The 18,551-nt window shown below is 71.8% G+C and carries 18 protein-coding genes; 15 read left to right on the plus strand and 3 right to left on the minus strand.

All coding sequences use genetic code 11. From position 1 onward, the window contains the following. The first annotated feature begins 1 nt into the window (after position 1). The 13 genes from MNZ27_RS03920 (at position 2) to MNZ27_RS03980 (ending at position 12,657) form a co-directional block, all read left to right on the plus strand. Positions 2–1,402 (plus strand): sigma-54-dependent transcriptional regulator, encoded by a 1,401-nt coding sequence (locus MNZ27_RS03920; protein ID WP_242392729.1) that lies wholly within the window; start codon positions 2–4, stop codon positions 1,400–1,402. A gap of 494 nt (positions 1,403–1,896) precedes the next feature. Then, positions 1,897–2,115 carry a hypothetical protein gene (locus MNZ27_RS03925; protein ID WP_242392730.1) on the plus strand — a complete coding sequence of 73 codons (219 nt, stop codon included), beginning with the start codon at positions 1,897–1,899 and terminating at the stop codon, positions 2,113–2,115. 92 nt (positions 2,116–2,207) lie between these two features. Continuing rightward, positions 2,208–3,128, plus strand: a complete 921-nt coding sequence (locus MNZ27_RS03930) for a 4Fe-4S dicluster domain-containing protein (protein WP_242392731.1) — start codon at positions 2,208–2,210, stop codon at positions 3,126–3,128. Further along, positions 3,115–4,332, plus strand: a complete 1,218-nt coding sequence (gene nrfD / locus MNZ27_RS03935; protein WP_242392732.1) for an NrfD/PsrC family molybdoenzyme membrane anchor subunit — start codon at positions 3,115–3,117, stop codon at positions 4,330–4,332. The genes MNZ27_RS03930 and nrfD overlap by 14 nt, the downstream gene beginning before the upstream one ends. An 8-nt stretch (positions 4,333–4,340) precedes the next feature. After that, positions 4,341–5,039: a glycine cleavage system protein H gene (locus MNZ27_RS03940; protein ID WP_242392733.1), complete on the plus strand. Its 699-nt coding sequence runs from the start codon at positions 4,341–4,343 to the stop codon at positions 5,037–5,039. Positions 5,040–5,070: 31 nt separating this feature from the next. Beyond that, complete coding sequence (locus tag MNZ27_RS03945; protein WP_242392734.1) at positions 5,071–5,403, plus strand: c(7)-type cytochrome triheme domain-containing protein; 333 nt, start codon at positions 5,071–5,073, stop codon at positions 5,401–5,403. A gap of 37 nt (positions 5,404–5,440) precedes the next feature. Beyond that, positions 5,441–6,139, plus strand: coding sequence for a glycine cleavage system protein H (locus tag MNZ27_RS03950; RefSeq protein WP_242392735.1), 699 nt, complete (start codon positions 5,441–5,443; stop codon positions 6,137–6,139). 522 nt (positions 6,140–6,661) lie between these two features. Further along, entirely contained in the window at positions 6,662–7,684 is a 1,023-nt protein-coding gene (locus tag MNZ27_RS03955; RefSeq protein ID WP_242392736.1) for a cytochrome c3 family protein, read from the plus strand. After that, a complete protein-coding gene (locus MNZ27_RS03960; protein WP_242392737.1) occupies positions 7,681–8,418 on the plus strand; it encodes a formate dehydrogenase subunit gamma in 738 nt (245 codons plus the stop codon). Before MNZ27_RS03955 ends, MNZ27_RS03960 begins: the two co-directional genes overlap by 4 nt. Continuing rightward, positions 8,396–9,388 carry a M56 family metallopeptidase gene (locus MNZ27_RS03965; RefSeq protein WP_242392738.1) on the plus strand — a complete coding sequence of 331 codons (993 nt, stop codon included), beginning with the start codon at positions 8,396–8,398 and terminating at the stop codon, positions 9,386–9,388. The genes MNZ27_RS03960 and MNZ27_RS03965 overlap by 23 nt, the downstream gene beginning before the upstream one ends. A 5-nt stretch (positions 9,389–9,393) precedes the next feature. Then, positions 9,394–9,966, plus strand: a complete 573-nt coding sequence (locus MNZ27_RS03970; RefSeq protein ID WP_242392739.1) for a hypothetical protein — start codon at positions 9,394–9,396, stop codon at positions 9,964–9,966. 52 nt (positions 9,967–10,018) lie between these two features. Beyond that, positions 10,019–12,004, plus strand: coding sequence for an ATP-binding protein (locus MNZ27_RS03975; RefSeq protein ID WP_242392740.1), 1,986 nt, complete (start codon positions 10,019–10,021; stop codon positions 12,002–12,004). Further along, positions 12,001–12,657 (plus strand): response regulator, encoded by a 657-nt coding sequence (locus tag MNZ27_RS03980; RefSeq protein WP_242392741.1) that lies wholly within the window; start codon positions 12,001–12,003, stop codon positions 12,655–12,657. Before MNZ27_RS03975 ends, MNZ27_RS03980 begins: the two co-directional genes overlap by 4 nt. Before the next feature lie 129 nt (positions 12,658–12,786). On the opposite strand, the gene MNZ27_RS03985 is transcribed toward MNZ27_RS03980, so the two are convergent. The 3 genes from MNZ27_RS03985 to MNZ27_RS03995 all read right to left on the minus strand — a co-directional run bounded on the left by MNZ27_RS03985 (position 12,787) and on the right by MNZ27_RS03995 (position 14,692). Next, positions 12,787–13,203, minus strand: a complete 417-nt coding sequence (locus tag MNZ27_RS03985) for a hypothetical protein (protein WP_242392742.1) — start codon at positions 13,201–13,203, stop codon at positions 12,787–12,789. A gap of 47 nt (positions 13,204–13,250) precedes the next feature. Then, entirely contained in the window at positions 13,251–13,676 is a 426-nt protein-coding gene (locus tag MNZ27_RS03990) for a hypothetical protein (protein ID WP_242392743.1), read from the minus strand. A 512-nt stretch (positions 13,677–14,188) separates the two neighbouring features. After that, positions 14,189–14,692, minus strand: a complete 504-nt coding sequence (locus MNZ27_RS03995; protein ID WP_242392744.1) for a hypothetical protein — start codon at positions 14,690–14,692, stop codon at positions 14,189–14,191. Between MNZ27_RS03995 and MNZ27_RS23890 the strand changes: the two genes are divergently transcribed. Beyond that, positions 14,646–17,315 (plus strand): PKD domain-containing protein, encoded by a 2,670-nt coding sequence (locus MNZ27_RS23890; RefSeq protein ID WP_242392745.1) that lies wholly within the window; start codon positions 14,646–14,648, stop codon positions 17,313–17,315. The two genes, MNZ27_RS03995 and MNZ27_RS23890, sit on opposite strands and share 47 nt — an antisense overlap. Further along, positions 17,315–18,430, plus strand: coding sequence for a cytochrome c3 family protein (locus MNZ27_RS04005; RefSeq protein WP_242392746.1), 1,116 nt, complete (start codon positions 17,315–17,317; stop codon positions 18,428–18,430). The genes MNZ27_RS23890 and MNZ27_RS04005 overlap by 1 nt, the downstream gene beginning before the upstream one ends. The last annotated feature ends 121 nt before the right edge of the window (positions 18,431–18,551 follow it).

The following is an 18,551-nucleotide window of genomic DNA, read 5'->3' on the forward strand; positions in this document are numbered from 1 at the left end:
GATGGCGAACGACAAGACGCGCATCCTGGTGGTGGACGACGAGGAGATCGTTCGCGAGTCGCTCGGCGGCTGGCTCGAGAAGGACGGCTACGCGGTCGAGACGGCGCCCGACGGCCCCGGCGCGCTCGCCCGGCTCGGGGCCGAGCGCTGGTCGATCCTCATCGTGGACCTGAAGATGCCCGGGATGGACGGGCTGCAGGTGCTCGAGGAGGCCAAGAAGCGCCAGCCGGACCTCGCCGTCGTCATCATGACCGCCTACGCGACGGTGGACACCGCCGTCTCGGCGATGAAGCTCGGGGCGTACGACTACCTCGTGAAGCCGTTCGATCCCGAGGAGCTGTCGCTGATGATGCAGAAGATCGTCTCCCAGCAGTCGCTGGTCCGGGAGAACGCGGTGCTGCGCCAGGCGCTGAAGCGCGAGTACCAGTTCCGGGATCTCGTCTCCAAGAGCCCGGCGATGCAGAAGGTGTTCGAGCTCGCCCGCACCTCGGCCCGGTCGCACTCGACCATCCTCGTCCTCGGCGAGTCCGGCAGCGGCAAGGAGGTCCTCGCCCGGGCGATCCACGCCGAGAGCCCCCGCGCCGACGGGCCCTTCGTGGCGGTCTCCTGCGCGGCGCTCACCGAGAGCCTGCTCGAGTCCGAGCTGTTCGGGCACGAGAAGGGGGCCTTCACCGGGGCGATCGCGCGGCGCAAGGGCAAGTTCGAGGCGGCGCACGGCGGGACGCTGTTCCTCGACGAGGTGGGGGACATCGGGGCGAAGCTCCAGCTCGACCTCCTCCGGGTGCTGGAGGATCGACGGTTCCACCGCCTCGGCGGGAACGAGCCCATCGAGGTGGACGTCCGGATCGTCGCGGCCACCAACCGGGATCTCCGGAAGGCGGTGCAGGAGGGGCGCTTTCGCGAGGACCTCTTCTATCGCCTGAACGTGATCCCCATCCTCATCCCCCCGCTACGGGACCGGCGCGAGGACATCCCGCTCCTGGTGGAGAACTTCGTCGAGCGGCTCGCGGTCGAGATGAAGAAGAAGATCGACGGCGTCGCGACCGACGCGATGACGGCGCTCATGGCCCACGACTGGCCGGGGAACGTGCGCGAGCTGCGGAACGTGCTCGAGCGCGGCGCCGTGGTCGCGACCGGTCCGGTGATCCAGCTCCCCGATCTCGGGCTGCCCGGCCGGGGCGAGGCCGCTCCGCGCGGCGGCACCCTCGCCTCGCTCGAGGAGGTGGAGCGGCGGCACGTCTCGTCGGTGCTCGCGCACACGGGCGGGAACGTCAGCCAGTCGGCGCGCATCCTCGGGATCGACCGGGTGACGCTCTACAACAAGATGAAGAAGTGGGGGCTCCGCCGGGACGGCGAGGAGGAGGGGCTCCCTCGCACCGGCGAGACCCCGATCGGCCGCTGAGCCCGTCGCTCCCCCTCCGTTCGCCCCGAGCGTAGCGCGCGGCCCGAGGCCGCGCGGAGTCGAGGGGCGCCGCCCCTGGCTCGCGTCGGTCGAGCCGTGAATCCGCCTCGGCCCGAAGCCCCGTTCGCCCCGAGCGTAGCGCGGCGCGATGCCGCGCGGAGTCGAGGGGCGCGCCCCTGGCTTCGCATCGGTCGAGCCGTGAGCCTTCTCAGACAATTCGCCACGTGGAGGACCTCAACGCCGTCGAGGAACTCCGCAGGGCCCGCCCTACGAGCGTAAGTCCCCGGCTCCACTGGACGGCCCGCCCGGGCCCGACGAGTGGGTGCTGAGCTTCTCGACGCTCGCGGTCGCGCCACTCCAGGTCGCCTCCTCGCCTGGAGGCCGGCGCGCCACGCGTAACACAGCGTGAACAGGCCGCGCTCCGTCTCCTCGCCCGCGGGCTCGCGCGCTGGCCCGCCGCTTGCCCTAGTGACGCGACGGGAGGACGGCACGAGATGACCTGCCCCTACTTGAAAGCGGTCTCGATGGTGTTCTGCCGCGCCTACCCGGTGAAGAAGCTCGTCCCGATCGACCGCGTCACCACCGAGTCCACCTGCGAAGGCGATTCGTTCCACCGCTGCCCGCTCTTCCAGGAGGCCCTCGCGAGCGTCGACCGCCCGGACGAGGCGAAGCCGGACCCAAAACCCGAAGGACCGAAAGGAGCGATGCCATGATGTTCGCATTCGCGATGGCCGTGATCGGCGTGGTGGTGCTCGGGACGATGAACCTCGTCGCGGCTCGCAGCTAGGGCGCGCCCGGAGACGCCATGAGCATCGGACGCAGAGGGTTCCTGAAGATCGCCGCGGTCGGGGCGGGCGCGGCCGGTGCCTCGGCCGCCTCCGCCGCCGCCGGGGCGCACCCGGTGGACGGGCCCGGCGTGCTCGTCGACACGACCCGGTGCGTCGGCTGCCGTGCGTGCGAGGCGGCCTGCGCGGAGTCGAACCGCCTGCCGCCGCCGCCCGAGAGCGACGCGGTCTTCGACGAGCGCCGTGACGTCGCCCCCGACGTCTTCACGGTCGTGAACCGGACCGAGAAGGCGCCGGGGGTGCAGCGCTTCGCCAAGAAGCAGTGCATGCACTGCCTCGCGCCGGGGTGCGCGTCGGCCTGCCCGGTCCGCGCCATGGACAAGAAGCCGGAGGGACCGGTCGTCTACGATCCCTCGCGGTGCATGGGCTGCCGGTACTGCATGCTCGCGTGCCCGTTCGACATCCCGAAGTACGAGTACTCGAGCAACGCGCCGCGGGTCCGGAAGTGCTCCTTCTGCGCCGAGCGGCAGAAGAACGGCCTCAAGCCCGCGTGCACCGAGGTCTGCCCGTCCGGTGCGCTCACCTTCGGGCGGCGCAGCGCCCTCCTCGAGGAGGCGAAGACGCGCATCTACACGAACCCCGGGAAGTACCTGCACCACGTCTACGGCGAGCACGAGGCCGGCGGGACGAGCTGGCTCTACATCACCGACGTCGACCTCGAGCGGCTCGCGTTCCGGACGGACGCCCCGCAGAAGCCGTTGCCGGAGCTGGTGGCCGGCGCGCTCGGGGCCCCGCCCTTCGTGATGACCCTGTGGCCCCCGCTGCTCATGGGGCTCTACGCGTTCTCGCGCCGCCGCGAGGAGGTCGCCGCGACCGAGCCGCACGGCGCGCACGGCCACGACGCCGGCGCCGCGAAGGAGGATGACCATGGCCACCGCTAGCCTCGCCACCGCTCAGCCGTCGTTCTTCCGCGAGAAGATCCTCCTCGGCATGACGGCGCCGCAGTACCTCCGCTCGCTCCTCACGCCCTGGAACCTCGTCGCCGCGGTGATCCTCGCGGTCGGCATCCCGATCCTGGTCATCCGGTTCGCCGTCGGCCTCGGCGCGACCACGAACCTCACGCAGACGGCGCCGTGGGGCGTCTGGATCGGCTTCGACATGATGACGGGGATCGTGCTGGCCGCCGGGGGGTTCACCATCGGCGCGACGGTCCAGCTCTTCGGGCTGAAGGAGTACCACGCGATCGAGCGGCCGGCGATCCTCACCGCCTTCCTCGGCTACCTCATGGCGGTCTTCGGGCTCCTCGCCGACCTCGGCCGCCCCTGGAACATCATCCAGGCGATCTTCAACTACGGGACCGCCTCGGCGCTGTTCGAGGTCGCGTGGTGCGTCATGCTCTACACCACCGTGCTGCTCCTCGAGTTCACCGTCCCGCTCCTCGAGTGGCTCGGCTGGACGCGCGCACACGGCGTCATGAAGAAGGCGCTGCTCGCCCTCACGGTGCTCTCGGTCGTCTTCTCGACGATGCACCAGTCGGCGCTCGGCTCGCTCTTCCTGCTCGCGCCGACCAAGCTCCACCCGCTCTGGTACACGCCGTACATCTTCATCTTCTTCTTCATCTCCGCGATCATCGCCGGCATCTGCATGGTCGTGGTGGAGAGCTCGATCTCCCACCGGATCTTCGCGAGCCAGGTGAAGGGCCACGCCGCCGACGTGGACGCGCTCACCATCGGGCTCGGCCGCGCCGGCGCGCTCGTGATGTTCGCCTACTTCTTCCTGAAGCTGCAGGGCGTCATCGACGGGCACGCCTGGGGCTACCTCGCGACCGGCTACGGCGCGTGGTTCCTCGTCGAGATCCTCGGGTTCGTCCTCCTCCCGTCGCTGCTGTTCGCCGCCGGCGCCAGGAACGGGAACGTCCGCATGGTCCGGGTCGCCGGGGTCATCGGCGTGCTCGGCATCGTCCTGAACCGCCTCAACGTCTCGATGATCGCGTTCAACTGGAACCAGCCGGTCCGGTACGTGCCGAGCTGGATGGAGATCTGGGTCTCCGTCACGCTCGTCACCCTCGGCGTCCTGGTCTTCCGGTGGATCGTGAACCGGATGCCCATCCTCCGCGCGGACCCGCGCTTCTCGGAAGGGCACTGAGGACCGCCATGACCTACGATCTGCTCTCGGTGTATCCGGCGAAGCTGCTCGAGTACACGCTCGCCATCGGCTACCTCCTCCTCTTCATCCCGTTCTGGCGCTATGTGCAGGGCGGCAAGCGCGTCGCGGCGGAGGTGCCCGTCCGCGCCCCGGCCCGGATCCCCGCCCGGCCCGCGTACGCCGGGTGGTTCCAGGTGCCCGCCGGCGTGCACCTTCACCCGGGCCACACCTGGGCGCGCCTCGAGCCGGACGGGCTCGTGGCCGTGGGCGCCGACGACTTCGCTCACCGGCTCGTCGGCCCGGCGCGTGTCGAGCTGCCGCGCCTCGGCGACAAGGTCGCCCAGGGCGAGCCGGCCCTGGCGCTGGTCCAGGCGGACCGCCGCGTGCCGATGCTCGCCCCGGTGGACGGCACCGTGGTCGCGGTGAACGCCGCCGCGGGGGAGCGGGCGGAGGGCACCGAGGACCCGTACGGCGCGGGGTGGCTGTTCAAGGTGAAGCCGCCGCGGCTCGCCGCGAACCTGCGCCAGCTCCTCTCCGGCGCCCCCGCGCACCGGCTCCTGGACGAGGCGTCGGAGCGGCTCGCGCTGCGGATGAGCCCCGAGCTCGGGCGCGTCCTGCAGGACGGCGGCACCCCCGTCCACGGCATCGCCCAGGAGCTCTCCGGAGACGACTGGGACGGCTTCGCCCGGACGTTCTTCCTCACCTGAACCCACGGAGACGGCCATGACGCACGAACGGATGACGAGGAAGCTGGTGGTCGCGGCGGCGCTGCTCCTCGGCGGCGCGGCCCTCGCCGACGGGCTGCCGAACCTGCCACAGGGGCTCGCGCTCCCGCGCGGCACGGACAGCCCGGGCCAGGTGACGTTCAACCACGAGTCGCACGTCGACGCGGCGAAGCCGGGCTGCGTCTCCTGCCACCCGCGACGGTTCGCGATCCTCGGCCGCTCCGCGACCGAGCGGCGAACCCCGGCGATCACCCACGCCGCGATGGAGAAGGGCGAGGCGTGCGGGGCCTGCCACGGCAAGCAGGCGTTCGGGTTCGACGACTGCACGGGCTGCCACGCGGGGTGAGAGGCGCCGCGGCGGAAGCGGCGCGCGGGAGGACGTCATGCAGGCGCTCATCGAGATGCTCGAGGCGATCGGCGTGTTCCTGGCAGGGGTGGTGGCCCGGATCGGCATCTTCCTCGCGATGATCGCGGTCCTCCTCGTGCCCGCCCTCCTGGTCGCCGCGGTGCTCCATGGCATCGCGGCGCGCCGGGAGCGCCGGCTCGGGATCCGCGACGTCGCCGGGGTGCCGTTCCGGCCGGACCTCTTCTACTCGCCGGGGCACCTCTGGCTGCACCGGCGCGCCGGCGGGACGGTCGAGGTCGGGCTCGACGGCCTGGCCCAGCGGCTCATGCCGTCCGTGACCTCGGTGGAGGTGGCCAGGCCCGGCACCGCGATCGCGCGCGGCGAGCCACTCGTCACCTTGCACGGCGGGGGACGCGCGCTCGTGATCCCGGCGCCGGTCGGAGGGAAGGTGGCCGGCCTCAATGTGGCGGTGGCGCGCGATCCGGGCCTCGTGAAGCGGGAGGGCTACGGGCGAGGCTGGCTCGTCGCCGTCGAGCCGGAGGACCTCGGCTACGCCGCGATGCCGCACGGCGAGACCGCCGAGGCGTGGATGCGGCACGAGGCGGGGCGGTGGAACCAGTTCGTCGAGCGGCGGCTCGGGTTCGCGGCAGCCGACGGGGGCGCGCTGGTCGCGCCAGCGCCGTGGTTGCTCGGCGACGAGGGGTGGCGCGCGCTCGCCGCCGAGTTCATCCACTAGCCGAGTCCAGACAGATTGCCGCAGCGGCAAGATGCCTCGCACGCACGAAGTGCATGCGAGGCATCAGCTATTCATCGTCGGGTGAAGGGCGCTCGGCGGGTCCTGGCCCGATCGGGGTGGTGCGCTAATGTGTCGCAGGTGAACTGCGGCATGAGCGAATTCGCCGTCGATACACGCTCTTCCATACTGGGCGCGGCGGAACGTCTCGCACGCAGAGTCACTGCGCCCGGCGACTGATTGTCGCATGCTCAGACGACATACGTGATTGCGCTCAAACCTCCCCGGAGGCTCGCGCAGTTTCGTCGCGCTTGCGTCCCTGCCCGGTGGATGTGTGCATCAACCGCGATATTTGCGCCACTTCGCACGCGGTAAGGCGCCGATCAGTCGTTGTAGATATTCTGCTTGAACCACGGGCGGTTGGGGTTGGACAATCCGGACGGTCGCTGGTATTGGATGTGCGTTCGTTTGTAGCAGATTGACGCATCGACCTCCTTCAGGTGGGCAATGAAGAGATCCCCATTGGTGTTCCTCCTCCTCCTCGCGGCGAGCCCGGTCGGCGCGGCGATCCCGGCGGAGCAGGAAGGCTGTCTCGACTGCCACGGCGGCTCGCTCGACGACTTCACGCTGGCGAGCGGCGAGAAGCTGCCGCTCAACGTGGACAAGGACGTGTTCGCGAAGTCCGTCCACGGCGAGACGCTCGGCTGCACGAAGTGTCACCCGGGCAAGACCAACGATCACGCGACCGGCGAGATCGCGTTCAAGACCCGCCGCGAAGTCACCCGCGCCTACTACGAGCAGTGCAAGGGGTGCCACTTCTCGAACTACGAGAAGACGCTCGACGGCGTGCACTTCGCGGTGGCGGCCAAGGGTAACGACAAGGCCGCGGTCTGCGTCGACTGCCACGGCTCGCACGACATCTCGCGCCCCGGCCAGCCGCGCACCCGCATCTCGAAGATGTGCTCGGGCTGCCACGCCAACGAGGCCGCGGTCTACGCGAAGAGCGTGCACGGCCGCGCCTCCGAGACGAGCTCGGACGTCCCGGTCTGCACCGACTGCCATCGGGCGCACGACACCGTGGACCCGAAGGGCGGCGCGCTCGCGCTCCGCACCCCGGAGATCTGCGGCCGCTGCCACACCGACGAGAAGCTCATGAGCCGGTACGGCCTCTCGACCAAGGTCGTGGACACCTACCTGTCCGACTTCCACGGCATGGCCGCGACGCTCTCGAAGGGCAAGCAGAAGGGACCCGGCGTCCGCCTCGCCGCGGTGTGCACCGACTGCCACGGCGTGCACGACATCCAGCGCGCCGACGACCCGTCCTCGCCGGTCCTCGCGGCGAACCTCCAGAAGACCTGCGCGAAGTGCCACGCGGGGGCGACGGCGAGCTTCCCGAAGGCGTGGCTCTCGCACTACGAGCCGACGCCGCAGAAGGCGCCGCTCGTCTGGGCGGTGCAGCTCTTCTACAAGCTGCTGATCCCGTTCATGGTGGGCGGGCTCGTGCTCCAGATCGCGCTGCACCTCTGGCGCGTGGTGGTGAACCGATGAGCGGCTCCTCTTCAGGCTCCTACGTCGTCCGCTTCAACCTGCACCAGCGGGTCGAGCACTTCATCACGATGGTGGTGTTCGCGCTGCTCTGCCTGACCGGCCTGCCGCAGAAGTTCTACACGCACGGCTGGGCGCAGGGGCTCGTCCACGTCTTCGGCGGCGTCGACGCGACCCGCTGGATCCACCGGGTGTGCGGGCTCATCCTCGCCTTCTCGACGGTGATCCACTTCGGGGGCGCCATCGCGGGCATGCTGTCCCGCAAGATGGGGTTCACGATGGTGCCGAGCAAGAAGGACTTCGAGGACGCCATCCAGCAGCTCCGGTACTACCTCGGCGCGACCGACAAGCATCCCCAGTACGACCGCTACACGTACAAGGAGAAGTTCGAGTACTGGGGGCTCGTCTTCGGCAACGTCATCATGGTGATCACCGGGTTCGCGCTGTTCTTCCCGGTCCAGGCGGCGAGCCTCCTCCCTGGCCAGATCATCCCGGCCGCGAAGGTCGCCCACTCGAACGAGGGCCTGATGGCCTTCCTCGTCATCACCGTGTGGCATATCTTCAACGCTCACCTGAACCCCGACGTGTTCCCGTTCGACACGTCGATGTTCACCGGGAAGGTCAGCCGCGAGCGCTACGAGCACGAGCATCCGCTCGAGCTGGCGCGCCTCGAGGGCCGGGTCCCGGCCGAGCATGGAGGCGCCCCGGCGGTGCATGGAAAGCGCGAGGTGGGCTGACATCCTGGCGCAAGCCATCTTCCACACCCTGGTCGCCGCGCTGTTCGTGGAGGCCCTGGTGCGGAGCTGGCGCGTGAACGACCCCGGCCAGCGGATCGCCCTCCGGCTCACGGCCCTGGGCTATCCGCTGGTCGTGTTTCCGGCCCTCGTCACCCTGTTCCCGCTCCGCGCCGAGGAGCGGTTCCGCGACGGGCTCGCGCTCTTCTCGGGCCGGCGCTGGGAGGACGTCACCGTGCTCGGGCACGGCCTCTTCGAGGTCTTCGTCCTGGGCCTGGCGGGGCTCGGTGCGGTCCTCCTCCTCATGGACCTGGTGCCGATGGCCTGGCGGCGCCGGACGCCGCGCCCGCGCCCGGTCGCCCCGGATCCCCGGAGCGCCGCCGCGCTCGAGGCGGCCCTCTCCGACCTCGGGGCGCGGACCCGCCTGCGCCGGCCGGAGGTCCAGTTCGTGGACGGCGAGACGCCGGCCATCTTCTGCACGGGCGTGCGCACGCCGGCGATCGTGGTCTCGCGCGGCGCCCTCCGCCTGCTCGACGCGGACGAGCTCCGCGCGGCGCTCGCGCACGAGCTCTCCCACCTGGTCCGGCGCGATCCGGCCGCGAGCTGGGGCGTGTTCGCCGCGCGCGTGCTCCTCTTCTTCAACCCGGCCTTCCAGGTGGTGTCGCGGACGATCGCGCGCGACGCCGAGTGGCTCGCGGACGAGCGCGCGGCTGAGCTGTCCGGCGATCGGCTCGCCCTGGCGAGCGGCCTCCTCAAGCTCCACCGCGCCACCCTCGGCCGGCGCCCCGCGGCGCGCCGTACCCTCCCGCTGGCGGGCGCGCTGTCCGAGCCGCTCGCGCGGGTGCGCTCGCGCGACGTCGAGGTGCGCTGCCGACGGCTCCTCGACGGGCCGGCGCCGCGGCTCCCCTTCGGCGCGGCGCGCGTCGCCCTCGCCGGCATCGCCGTCACGGCGCTGCTGTTCTTCGTCGTGTGATCATGATGCGCGCCAACGGAACGGCCGGCCGCAGCGTCGGGCTCCAGGTCGCGCGGATGCTCGCGACGCTGTTCTGGGTCCTCTCGGCGACCGCGGCGACCGTCGCCGCGCTCGGCGCGCTCCCTGGGTGGATCGCCGGGGAGGGGGCGGGCGTGCGGCGGGTGGCCTCCCTGGACGAGGCGGAGCGGCGGCTCGGCGCGCGACTGGTCCTCCCGGGCTACTTCCCCGACCGGCTCGCCTGGCCCGCCGCCGAGATCCGGGTCGCGGGCGGCCGGCACGGCTCCGCCTCGCTGGTCTTCCACGATCGCGCGGGCGAGCCCGCCCTCCAGCTCCTCGAGGCGACGGAGGAGGGGGCCTCGGTCGCGGCGCCGCTCCTCGCCGGCACCACCGTCCTCGACACGCGCCGCACCGCGGTCGAGACGCGCCCCGCGACGCTCGCGTCGGTGCTCGTGAACGGCGCGCGCTGGCACCAGCTCACCTGGTATCCCGGCCGCCGCGCGGTCGTCCTGCGCGGGCGCGGCGAGCTGGACGAGCTGTTCCTCATCGCCCGCAGCGTGCATGGAAGGGGCGCGCCATGAGGCGCGCCACGGGAGCGGCGCGCCGCGACACGCGCCACGGGAGGAGCGCGCCGTGACGCTCGACGGCCCCGAGCTCGGATCCGTGGGGATCCGCCGGCGCGTCTACCTGCTCATGGCGACCGGGATCTTCTTCCCGCTCGCCGTGATGGCCGCGACGGGCATGTACTGGCTGCGCGCGATCGACGATCGGGTGCTCGCGGGCCGGCTCTCGGCGGCCGCGGCCGTCGCCGCCCACTACGACGAGCACCTCAGCGGCGACCTCGAGGCGCTCCAGCGCCTCGCCTCCGCGCTCTCCCCGACCTTCGGAGACGCGGATCTCTCGGACGACCGCCGCGCGCTGCGCGACGCGCAGGGGCAGTTCCGGTTTCGCGAGCGGCTCTTCCTGCTCGACGGGGAGCAGAACGTCCTCGCCGAGGAGCCGATGGGCCCCGTGTCGCTCGCGCCGCGCCTCGAGACGTCGGTCGTCGCCGACGTGCTCCGCACCGGCGTGCCGCGCATGTCCGGCCTGGTGGTGGACGAGCGCGGGCACTTCGTGCACGAGCTCGTGCCGGTCCGGCGCCTGGACGGGCGGGTGGCGGGGGTGGTCGGCGGCACGTTCGACCCGGAGCGCCGCGAGTTCGATCGGATGCTCCGCCACCTCCGGCGCGGCGAGAGCGGGTTCGCCGAGCTGGTGGACTCGGACGGGCTCGTGCTGGCGAGCACCGTCGCCGGCCGCGTCGGCAAGCGGTCCGAGTGCGCCGCCCACCTCGGCGCGCTGGTGAAGGCGAAGCGCAGCGAGTCGGTGGGATGCGTGAGCTGCCACCGTTACGAGGGGGCCGACGTCGAGGCCGCCGACGAGTTCCTCACCTTCGCGCCGCTCGCGAGCGCGCCCTGGGGCGTGGTGATGCGGCAGCCGGTGAAGGAGGCGCTCCCGACCGAGGGGGCCGTCCCCTGGCTCGGCGTCGCCGTCGTGCTCGGGCTCCAGCTCGCCCTCGCCGGGGCCTTCGCGTGGGGCGCGGCGCGGAGCGTGACGCGCCCGATCGCCGTGCTCACGGACGAGGCGGAGCGGATCGCGGGGGGCGATCTCGCCTGGCCCATCCCCGAGCTCGGCGCGGACGAGCTCGGCCGGCTCGGCGCCTCGCTCGAGGTGATGCGGCGGAACCTGAAGGAGCTGCTCGAGCACGAGGTGGAGGTGAACGCGGAGCTCGAGCAGCGCGTCGCGGAGCGGACGAAGGAGCTCAACGGGGCGAACGCGCTGCTCCGCGAGCGCGAGGAGGCGCGCGCCCAGCTCCTCCGGAAGCTGATCTCCGCCCAGGAGGACGAGCGCAAGCGGATCGCCCGGGAGCTGCACGACGAGACGAGCCAGGATCTCGCCGTGCTCGCGATGGGCATCGAGGCCGCGCAGGACGCGCTCCGCGGCGGCCGCACGCCGCACCTCGACGAGGTGAAGGCGGTCGCGGTGCGGACGCTCGAGGACGTCCACCGGATCATCCTGGACCTGCGCCCCTCGGTGCTCGACGACCTGGGCCTGCTCTCCGCGATCCGCTGGTACGCCGAGCGGCACCTCGAGACGCGCGGTGTCGCGGTGCGCTGCGAGTTCGGCGAGCTGGACCGTCGCCTGCCCCTCGAGATGGAGACGGCGCTGTTCCGGATCTGCCAGGAGGCGATGAGCAACATCGCGCGCCACGCGAAGGCGACGGCGGTGCTCGTCCAGGTGGGCGTGGAGGACGACGAGATCCGGATCGAGATCGAGGACGACGGGCGCGGGTTCGACCTCGAGGGGGCGGCGCGCCGCGAGGGACGGCGCCCCTGGGGGCTCCTGGGGATCCGCGAGCGCGCCGAGATCCTCGGGGGGACGGCGCGGATCGACTCGGCGCCGGGGAAGGGGACGCGGGTGCTCGTCCGGATCCCCGTCGCGGCGATGCGCGGCGGCGCGGCAGAGGAGCCGGCGTCCGCGGCGGTCGCCGCCGCGGGGGCCGGTCGGCCCGACGGGAGCGGCCCCGAGGCGGCCGCGGCGTCCAAGCCCGCGGCAGCGACCGATGGCGGGAGGAGCACATGACGGCTCGGATCCGGATCCTGATCGTGGACGACCACGCCATCCTGCGCGAGGGCGTGCGCGCGTTGCTGCAGCTCCACCCGGACCTCGAGGTCTGCGGGGAGGCGGCGGACGGGAAGGCCGCCCTCGAGGAGGTCGAGCGCCTCGACCCGGACGTCGTGCTGATGGACATCGCGATGCCCGGCCTGGGCGGGATCGAGGCGAGCCTGGAGCTGAAGAAGCGCGGGCGGCGGGCGAAGATCCTCATCCTGTCGCAGTACGAGGACCGGGAGTACGTGCGCCGGCTCCTCAAGGCGGGGGTGTCCGGGTACGTGCTCAAGAAGTCCGCCGGGTCCGAGCTGGCGAACGCCATCCGGGCGGTGCACCGCGGCGGGCTCGTGCTCGATCCCGAGGTCGCCCGCACGGCGATGGAGGAGGGCGGGCCGGCCGCGCCCGGGAGCGGCGATCCCTATGAGGCGCTCACCGACCGCGAGAAGCAGGTCCTGAAGCTCGTCGCGGAGGGGCGGAGCAACAAGGAGGTCGCGGACGTGCTGGGCATCAGCGTGAAGACCGCCATGAGCCATCGCGAGCACGTGATGGAGAAGCTCGGGGTGCACAACCGCACCGAGCTCGTCCGCTTCGCCATCAAGAAGGGCGTCATCCGGGTCGACGAGTGACGGCGTCACCCGCTCGCGTCGAGCACGGCAGCAGCTCGACGCGAGTTGGTGTCGCGATGAGAGGCCCCCATGAAAAAAACGGGCCGAGGCGTTCGCCCCGGCCCGCGGCCCCCCGGCCTTTCCCCCCGCCTACTTCTTCTCGCCGCGCTTCTCGGCGATCTCCTTCTCGAGCTTCTCCACCGCGGCGCTGGGCTTCCCTTCGCCGGCCTTCTCCTCGCCCGGCTTGCCCGCCAGGTGGGCCTCACCGGGACGCCACCCGGGGGACATCGTGGCCGCGAGGTCGGTGGCGCCCTCCTTCACGCCGCCGGTCACCTTCTTCACCAGCGCGTGAGCGAAGAGCGCGAAGCCGATGAAGGGGAGGAACACCAGGAACAGCGCACCGAGGAGCGGGACCATCACGAAGAGCGCCGGGAACGGGACCCGCACGTACTTCGCGCCCTCGGCCGGCAGCCGACCGCCCTCCGAGGGGATGACCTCCACCTTCCAGGACCGCGGATTCCAGTAGTAGCCGCCCTTCACCGTCGAACCGCCCGTGTACTTGGCCATGACGTCCTCCGTCGCTTCCGGTTATCGTCCGACCCAGCCGTGCTGCGTCAGCTCGCGCGCCGCCGGTTCGCGATCTCCTTCTCCAGCGCGTCGAGGTTCTCGTCGGCGATCGGCCCCTTCTCCTCGGTCCCGGCGCCCTCGGGCGACTTGCCGGTGAGGTGCGCCTCACCAGGCTGCCAGCCGGGGCTCACCGTGGCGGCGAGGTCCGTGGCAGAGGTGCGGAAGGCGCCGCCGACCCGGGCGATGATCGCCTGGAAGAAGAGCACGAAGCCGATCACCGGCATGAACATGAGGAAGGTCGCGCCGAGGATCGGGACCAGCGCGAGCGCCAGGACGGTCGGGACCGGCCGCCACTCGCCCTTGCCCGCGGGGAGCTGCTCGCCGTCCTTGGAGACCGGCGCGACCGCCCACTGGGAGAGGTTGAGGTAATAGCCGCTCGGGACCGTGCTGCCGCTCTTGAAGGTCTTCGTCATTGGGTGTTGCTCCTTTCTTGATTGGCAATCTCTCGCTTTCCGCGCCGCCACGAAATTGGGCCGATGCCCGACCCGGGCGGAAATGAGTCCGGGGGGCGCACCGCGGGAACGACCGAACGCCGCCCGTCCGCAGCACCGATCGCGCGGGCGGGAACCGCAGCAGCGAGCCGGCGGCGGGCGCCGGAGTGCGCCAGGGGAACTCTCCCGAGGATGGCTCGGGTGAATGACGGATGCGCGCTAGAGCGCACACCCGAGGGAGAGCGTTCTTCGCTCAGCGGCTCGAAGCGTGCCAGACTACCCGCCGCGCCTGCCCCTACGCCGTGGGCCAAAACACGGCGCATGGGTGAAATCCCCCATCCCGTGGACCGGTGATGGTGCGGCAAGATGTGTACTGTTTGAAGTCAAAATCAGACGTTGCGCACCCTTAGGCCCCCGCTCGGCGTGGCGAAAATGGGCGAGCACGGGGCGCGGCATTTGCAGCTGTGCATGCACATGAGGATCCGGGCCTTCGCCTACGCATCGTTTGCGTTGCTCGCGGCGTACCCCACCAGCAGCCTCGCCGGCGCCACCGTCACGGCCACGATCACGGCGCCCTCGGGCGACGTGGCCGCCGGCGCGACGGTGCAGGTGACCTGCCGCGCCGAAGGTGACGCACCGTCGATGATGGGATCGACGACGGTCCTCTCGGTCGCCGTGGGCGTGACGGCGGGGACGGTGACGCCCTCGCAGTTCACGGGCGCCCAGAACGTACCGTGTACCAGCGCGCCGACGAAGACCTGCAGCGTCATCCTGGGCACGGCGAGCTGGGTGACGCCTCCTGCGGCGGGGACGTACACCGCGACCTGCACGGCCACGTCCCAGGGGACCTTCGGCGGGCCCGTCACCAGCTCGGCCTCCGCGTCGCTCACCACGGTCGCGTCGTCGGTGCTGCCGCCGGCCGTGTCGGGGATCTCGGGGCCGATCGAGGTCGTGACCGGCCAGACCGGCTCGTACCAGGTCAGCGCGACGGATCCCAACTCTCCCGCGCTCCCGCTCACCTATACGTGGGCCGCGTCGGCCGGCCAGATCACGCCGGATCCCGCGAACCCCGCCGCGGCGACGTGGCAGGCTCCTTCGGCCGTCGGGACCGCCACGCTGTCCGTCACGGTCTCGAACGGAACCTCGCAGGTGCAGGTGACGAAGCCGGTGAGCTCCTCGCTCGCGACGTTCCAGGCGGGGTTGCCGTTGGCGATGGGCGCGCCGCTGCGGCTCTCGTCGGACGGCAGCGGCTCGATCGTCGCCGTGGACGGCCAGCAGGGCACGACCGGGCGGATCGTGCTCGTCACCGCGCGCGGCGAGACGCTCGGCCTCGCCGAGCTCCCGGAGCCCGCGCTCGCGGTGACCCAGGGCGCCGGGCTGGTCTGGGTGACCACGGCGAACGGCAACATCTACAAGGTCGATCCGAAGAGCGGCAAGGTCACCGGCAAGCTCGCGCTGGAGCGCCCGTTCAAGCGGCCCATCGGCATCGCCTACGACGCCTCGCGCATGGTCCTCTGGGTCGCGGACCTGGACGCGAACCAGATCCGGCTCATCCACCCCGACGGCACGACCGTCGCGGTGATCGACTCCGTGGGCGGGGCCCCGATCAAGGCGCCGGTGGACGTGGCGGTGGACGCGGCGGCTGGCCGGGCCTGGGTGCTCGTGCAGTGGGCCGAGTCCGAGACCTCGCTCCCGCCGGGCTCGCTGGTGGCGCTCTCCCGGCACCTGCACGCGTTCGATCTTGCCGGGAGCTACGTGGGATCGTTCGCGCCGCACGGGAACGGCGCGGGGCAGGTGACCCGCGGTGGCGGGCTCGGGATCGACCGGACGAGCCGGGTCTTCGTGTCCGACATCTTCCAGGGCACGGTGCAGACGTACGACAAGACGGGCGCGTTCGTCGGGACGATCGGCGCGTTCGGCCAGGACGTGGGCCAGCTCACGAACCCGGCCGGCATCGCGATCATGGGGAACGGCGACGTGGCGGTCGCGAACGCGTCGCTCGGACGCATCGATCGCTTCGGTACGGGCGCACCGCTCCCGACCTGCCAGGTCAATGGGCTCCCCGACTCGGACTGCGACGGGATGCCCGATGAGTGGGAGCTGGCGAACGGCCTCAATCCGAACTGGGCGGGCGACGCGCTCCTGGACCTCGATCGCGACGGCCTGACCGCCTTGCAGGAGTTCCTGGGGAACACGAACCCGCGGCTCGCGGACACGGACGGCGACGGATATCCCGACGGCTGGGAGGTCGCGAACGGGTTCGACCCCGCGAACGCGGACGATCACCGCGCGAGGGTGAGCGTGTCGGGGCCGAGCGAGGTGAACCCGGGCTACGTCCGGCTCTCGGCGACCGCTTCGGGGCCGGGGACCTGCGGCGTGACCTGGAAGCAGGTGAGCGGGCCGAAGATCTCCCTCGAGACCTCGAGCGGCGCGGCGTCGTTCGTCGCCCGGACGGCCGCGACGTATGAATTCGACGCCGTCGCGACGTGCTCCGGCCAGACGAGCTCGCCCGCGCGCCTCGCGGTGGCGGTCCGGGACGTGGCGCCGCTGCCCGACCCGGGGCGCATCCAGGTGGTGAGGCCGGGCAGCCGGATCGGGCTCGACGCGCGGCGCTCGAGCGACGCGAACGGCGGCGTGCTGTCGTTCCTGTGGGACCAGACGCTCGGGAACCCGGTGCTGGCCTCGCAGGCCGGTGGATACGTCACGGCGCCCGCGCGCGGCGCGGGCCTCTACGGGTTCCAGGTCACGGTCACGGATCCGGCCGGGAACGCGTCCACCGCCGAGGTCCCGGTGCTGGTGACCGGCGGGCCGGCACCCACGGCGATCGCGGTGGCGACCCCGCAGGAGGCCGAGGTGGGGAGCACCGTCGCGCTCGACGCGAGCGCGAGCTTCTTCGGCACGACCGTCCTGTGGAGCCAGGTCTCCGGCCCGACCGCGCAGCTCGGCGGGGCGGACACGTCCGTCGCGTGGTTCGTCCCCTCGGCAGCGGGGCGGTACGTCTTCGAGGTGCAGGTGGCGAACGACGAGCTCCGCTCGCCGCCGGCTCGGGTCGAGGTCCTCGTGGCGGACGCCGGCAAGGCGCTCCCGACGGTCTCGGCCACGGCGGTCTCGGTGGTGGGGATCGGAACGCCGGTGTCGCTCGACGCGACGGCGAGCGCCGGCGCGGTCGAGTACGCGTGGAGGCAGGTCGCGGGGCCGGCGGCGGGGCTCAATGACGCGGATCGCGCGACGGCGACGGCGGTGGCCTTCGCTCCCGGGTTCTACGTCTTCGAGGTCTCGGTGAAGGACGGCGCGGCGGAGAGCCGGCCGGCGCGGGTCGCCTTCGAGGCGCGCACGGCGGGGCGCGCGATCCCGCAGGCGCGGGCGTCGTGCCCGACGCCGACGCCGATCGCCGGGCAATACGTGCTGCTCGACGGCCGCGGGAGCGTGGGCGCGACGCGGTACCGGTGGACGCAGGTCGAGGGCCCCTGGGTCGTGCTGCAGTCCCCGACCGAAGCGGTGACCGCCTTCCGGCCGCTGGCCTCGGGTCGCTACGCGTTCGAGCTCGAGGTCGATGACGGGACGGCGCGCAGCGCGCCGTCCCGGGTCGAGGTGAACGTGTCGAAGGGTGAGGTGAAGTGATGCGCGCGCTCCGGGTCCTCTCGTTGGTCGCCGTGGTGGCGATGTCGCTGCCCGCGGCGGCGGCCGAGGCGCCGCACGAGAACGGCACCAACTGCTCGAACTGCCACTTCGGCCACAACGCGCCGGGCGGGGGGCTGACCAAGACCGCCGGGAACTTCAGCCTGTGCCAGAGCTGTCACACCACGAACGCGCCGGACTTCGGGTTCGCCTGGAGCACCTCGGACCAGGCGGTGCCCGGGACGTCGGGGCGATCGCACCGGTGGGACGCGGCGGCGACGAACCTCGGCGCGACGCCGCCCAGCTCGACGGGTGACGCCGCGGCGCAGCTCATGGCACCGCACATGGATGGCGCCAACATCCAGTGCTCGACCTGCCACGATCAGCATAACGCCAGCACGTACAAGGGGACGCTGCACACGTCCTATGCCGTCGGGTCCGCGGTGGCGGCGACGGGGACCGGCTTGGGCCGGCTCACGCTGAACGCGCCGGCGGCGGCCTCGGCGGCGAAGGCCTACCGGGTGAAGATCGTCGCCGGCGGCGCCGCGGGCGCCGCCACCTTCCAGCTCTCGAACGACAAGGGGACGAGCTGGTTCGGGTGCTCTTCGCCGGGGGTATATACCCAGTACACTGGCAGTAACGCGTGCGTCACGAGCGGCACGGGCTCCGTCGCGCTGAACGACGGCACGAACGTGACGGTCACCTTCAGCAGCAGCACGGGCAACTTCGCCGCCAACGACCAGTGGGACTTCTACGTCTCCTATCCGTTCCTCCGCGCCGACGACACCGACGCCGCGATGTGCGTCTCCTGTCACAAGGATCGCCACCAGAGCGCGGCGAACGTCGAGGGGACCGGCCCGCTCGTCGGGAACGGCCAGGCCATCGTCCTCGGGACGACGGTGTTCAGCCATCCCGTCGGTCAGTCGCTCGGGAACACCTACGACCGCACCGTCGGGACGAACGGCCCGATCCTCGACGCGGACGGAAGCCCGCAGACGACCGGCGACGGCATCAAGTCGAATAATCTCACGGTAGGTGCGACCGGGAAGGTCACCTGCCTGACCTGTCACCGACCGCACAACGCGTACTCGAACTCGTTGACGCCCGATCTTCCGTGATCGCTGAGCGCTGACCAAGGTCATCCCTTCGGGCCGCCTGTGGCGGCTCAAGGCCTTTCAGGGATCGAAGGTGCGTCAATCTGACGCACCCGACCTCCCAGCCAACCCTCGCTGAGCCCCC

It is taken from the genome of Anaeromyxobacter oryzisoli (assembly GCF_022690765.1).
GTDB lineage: Bacteria > Myxococcota > Myxococcia > Myxococcales > Anaeromyxobacteraceae > Anaeromyxobacter > Anaeromyxobacter oryzisoli.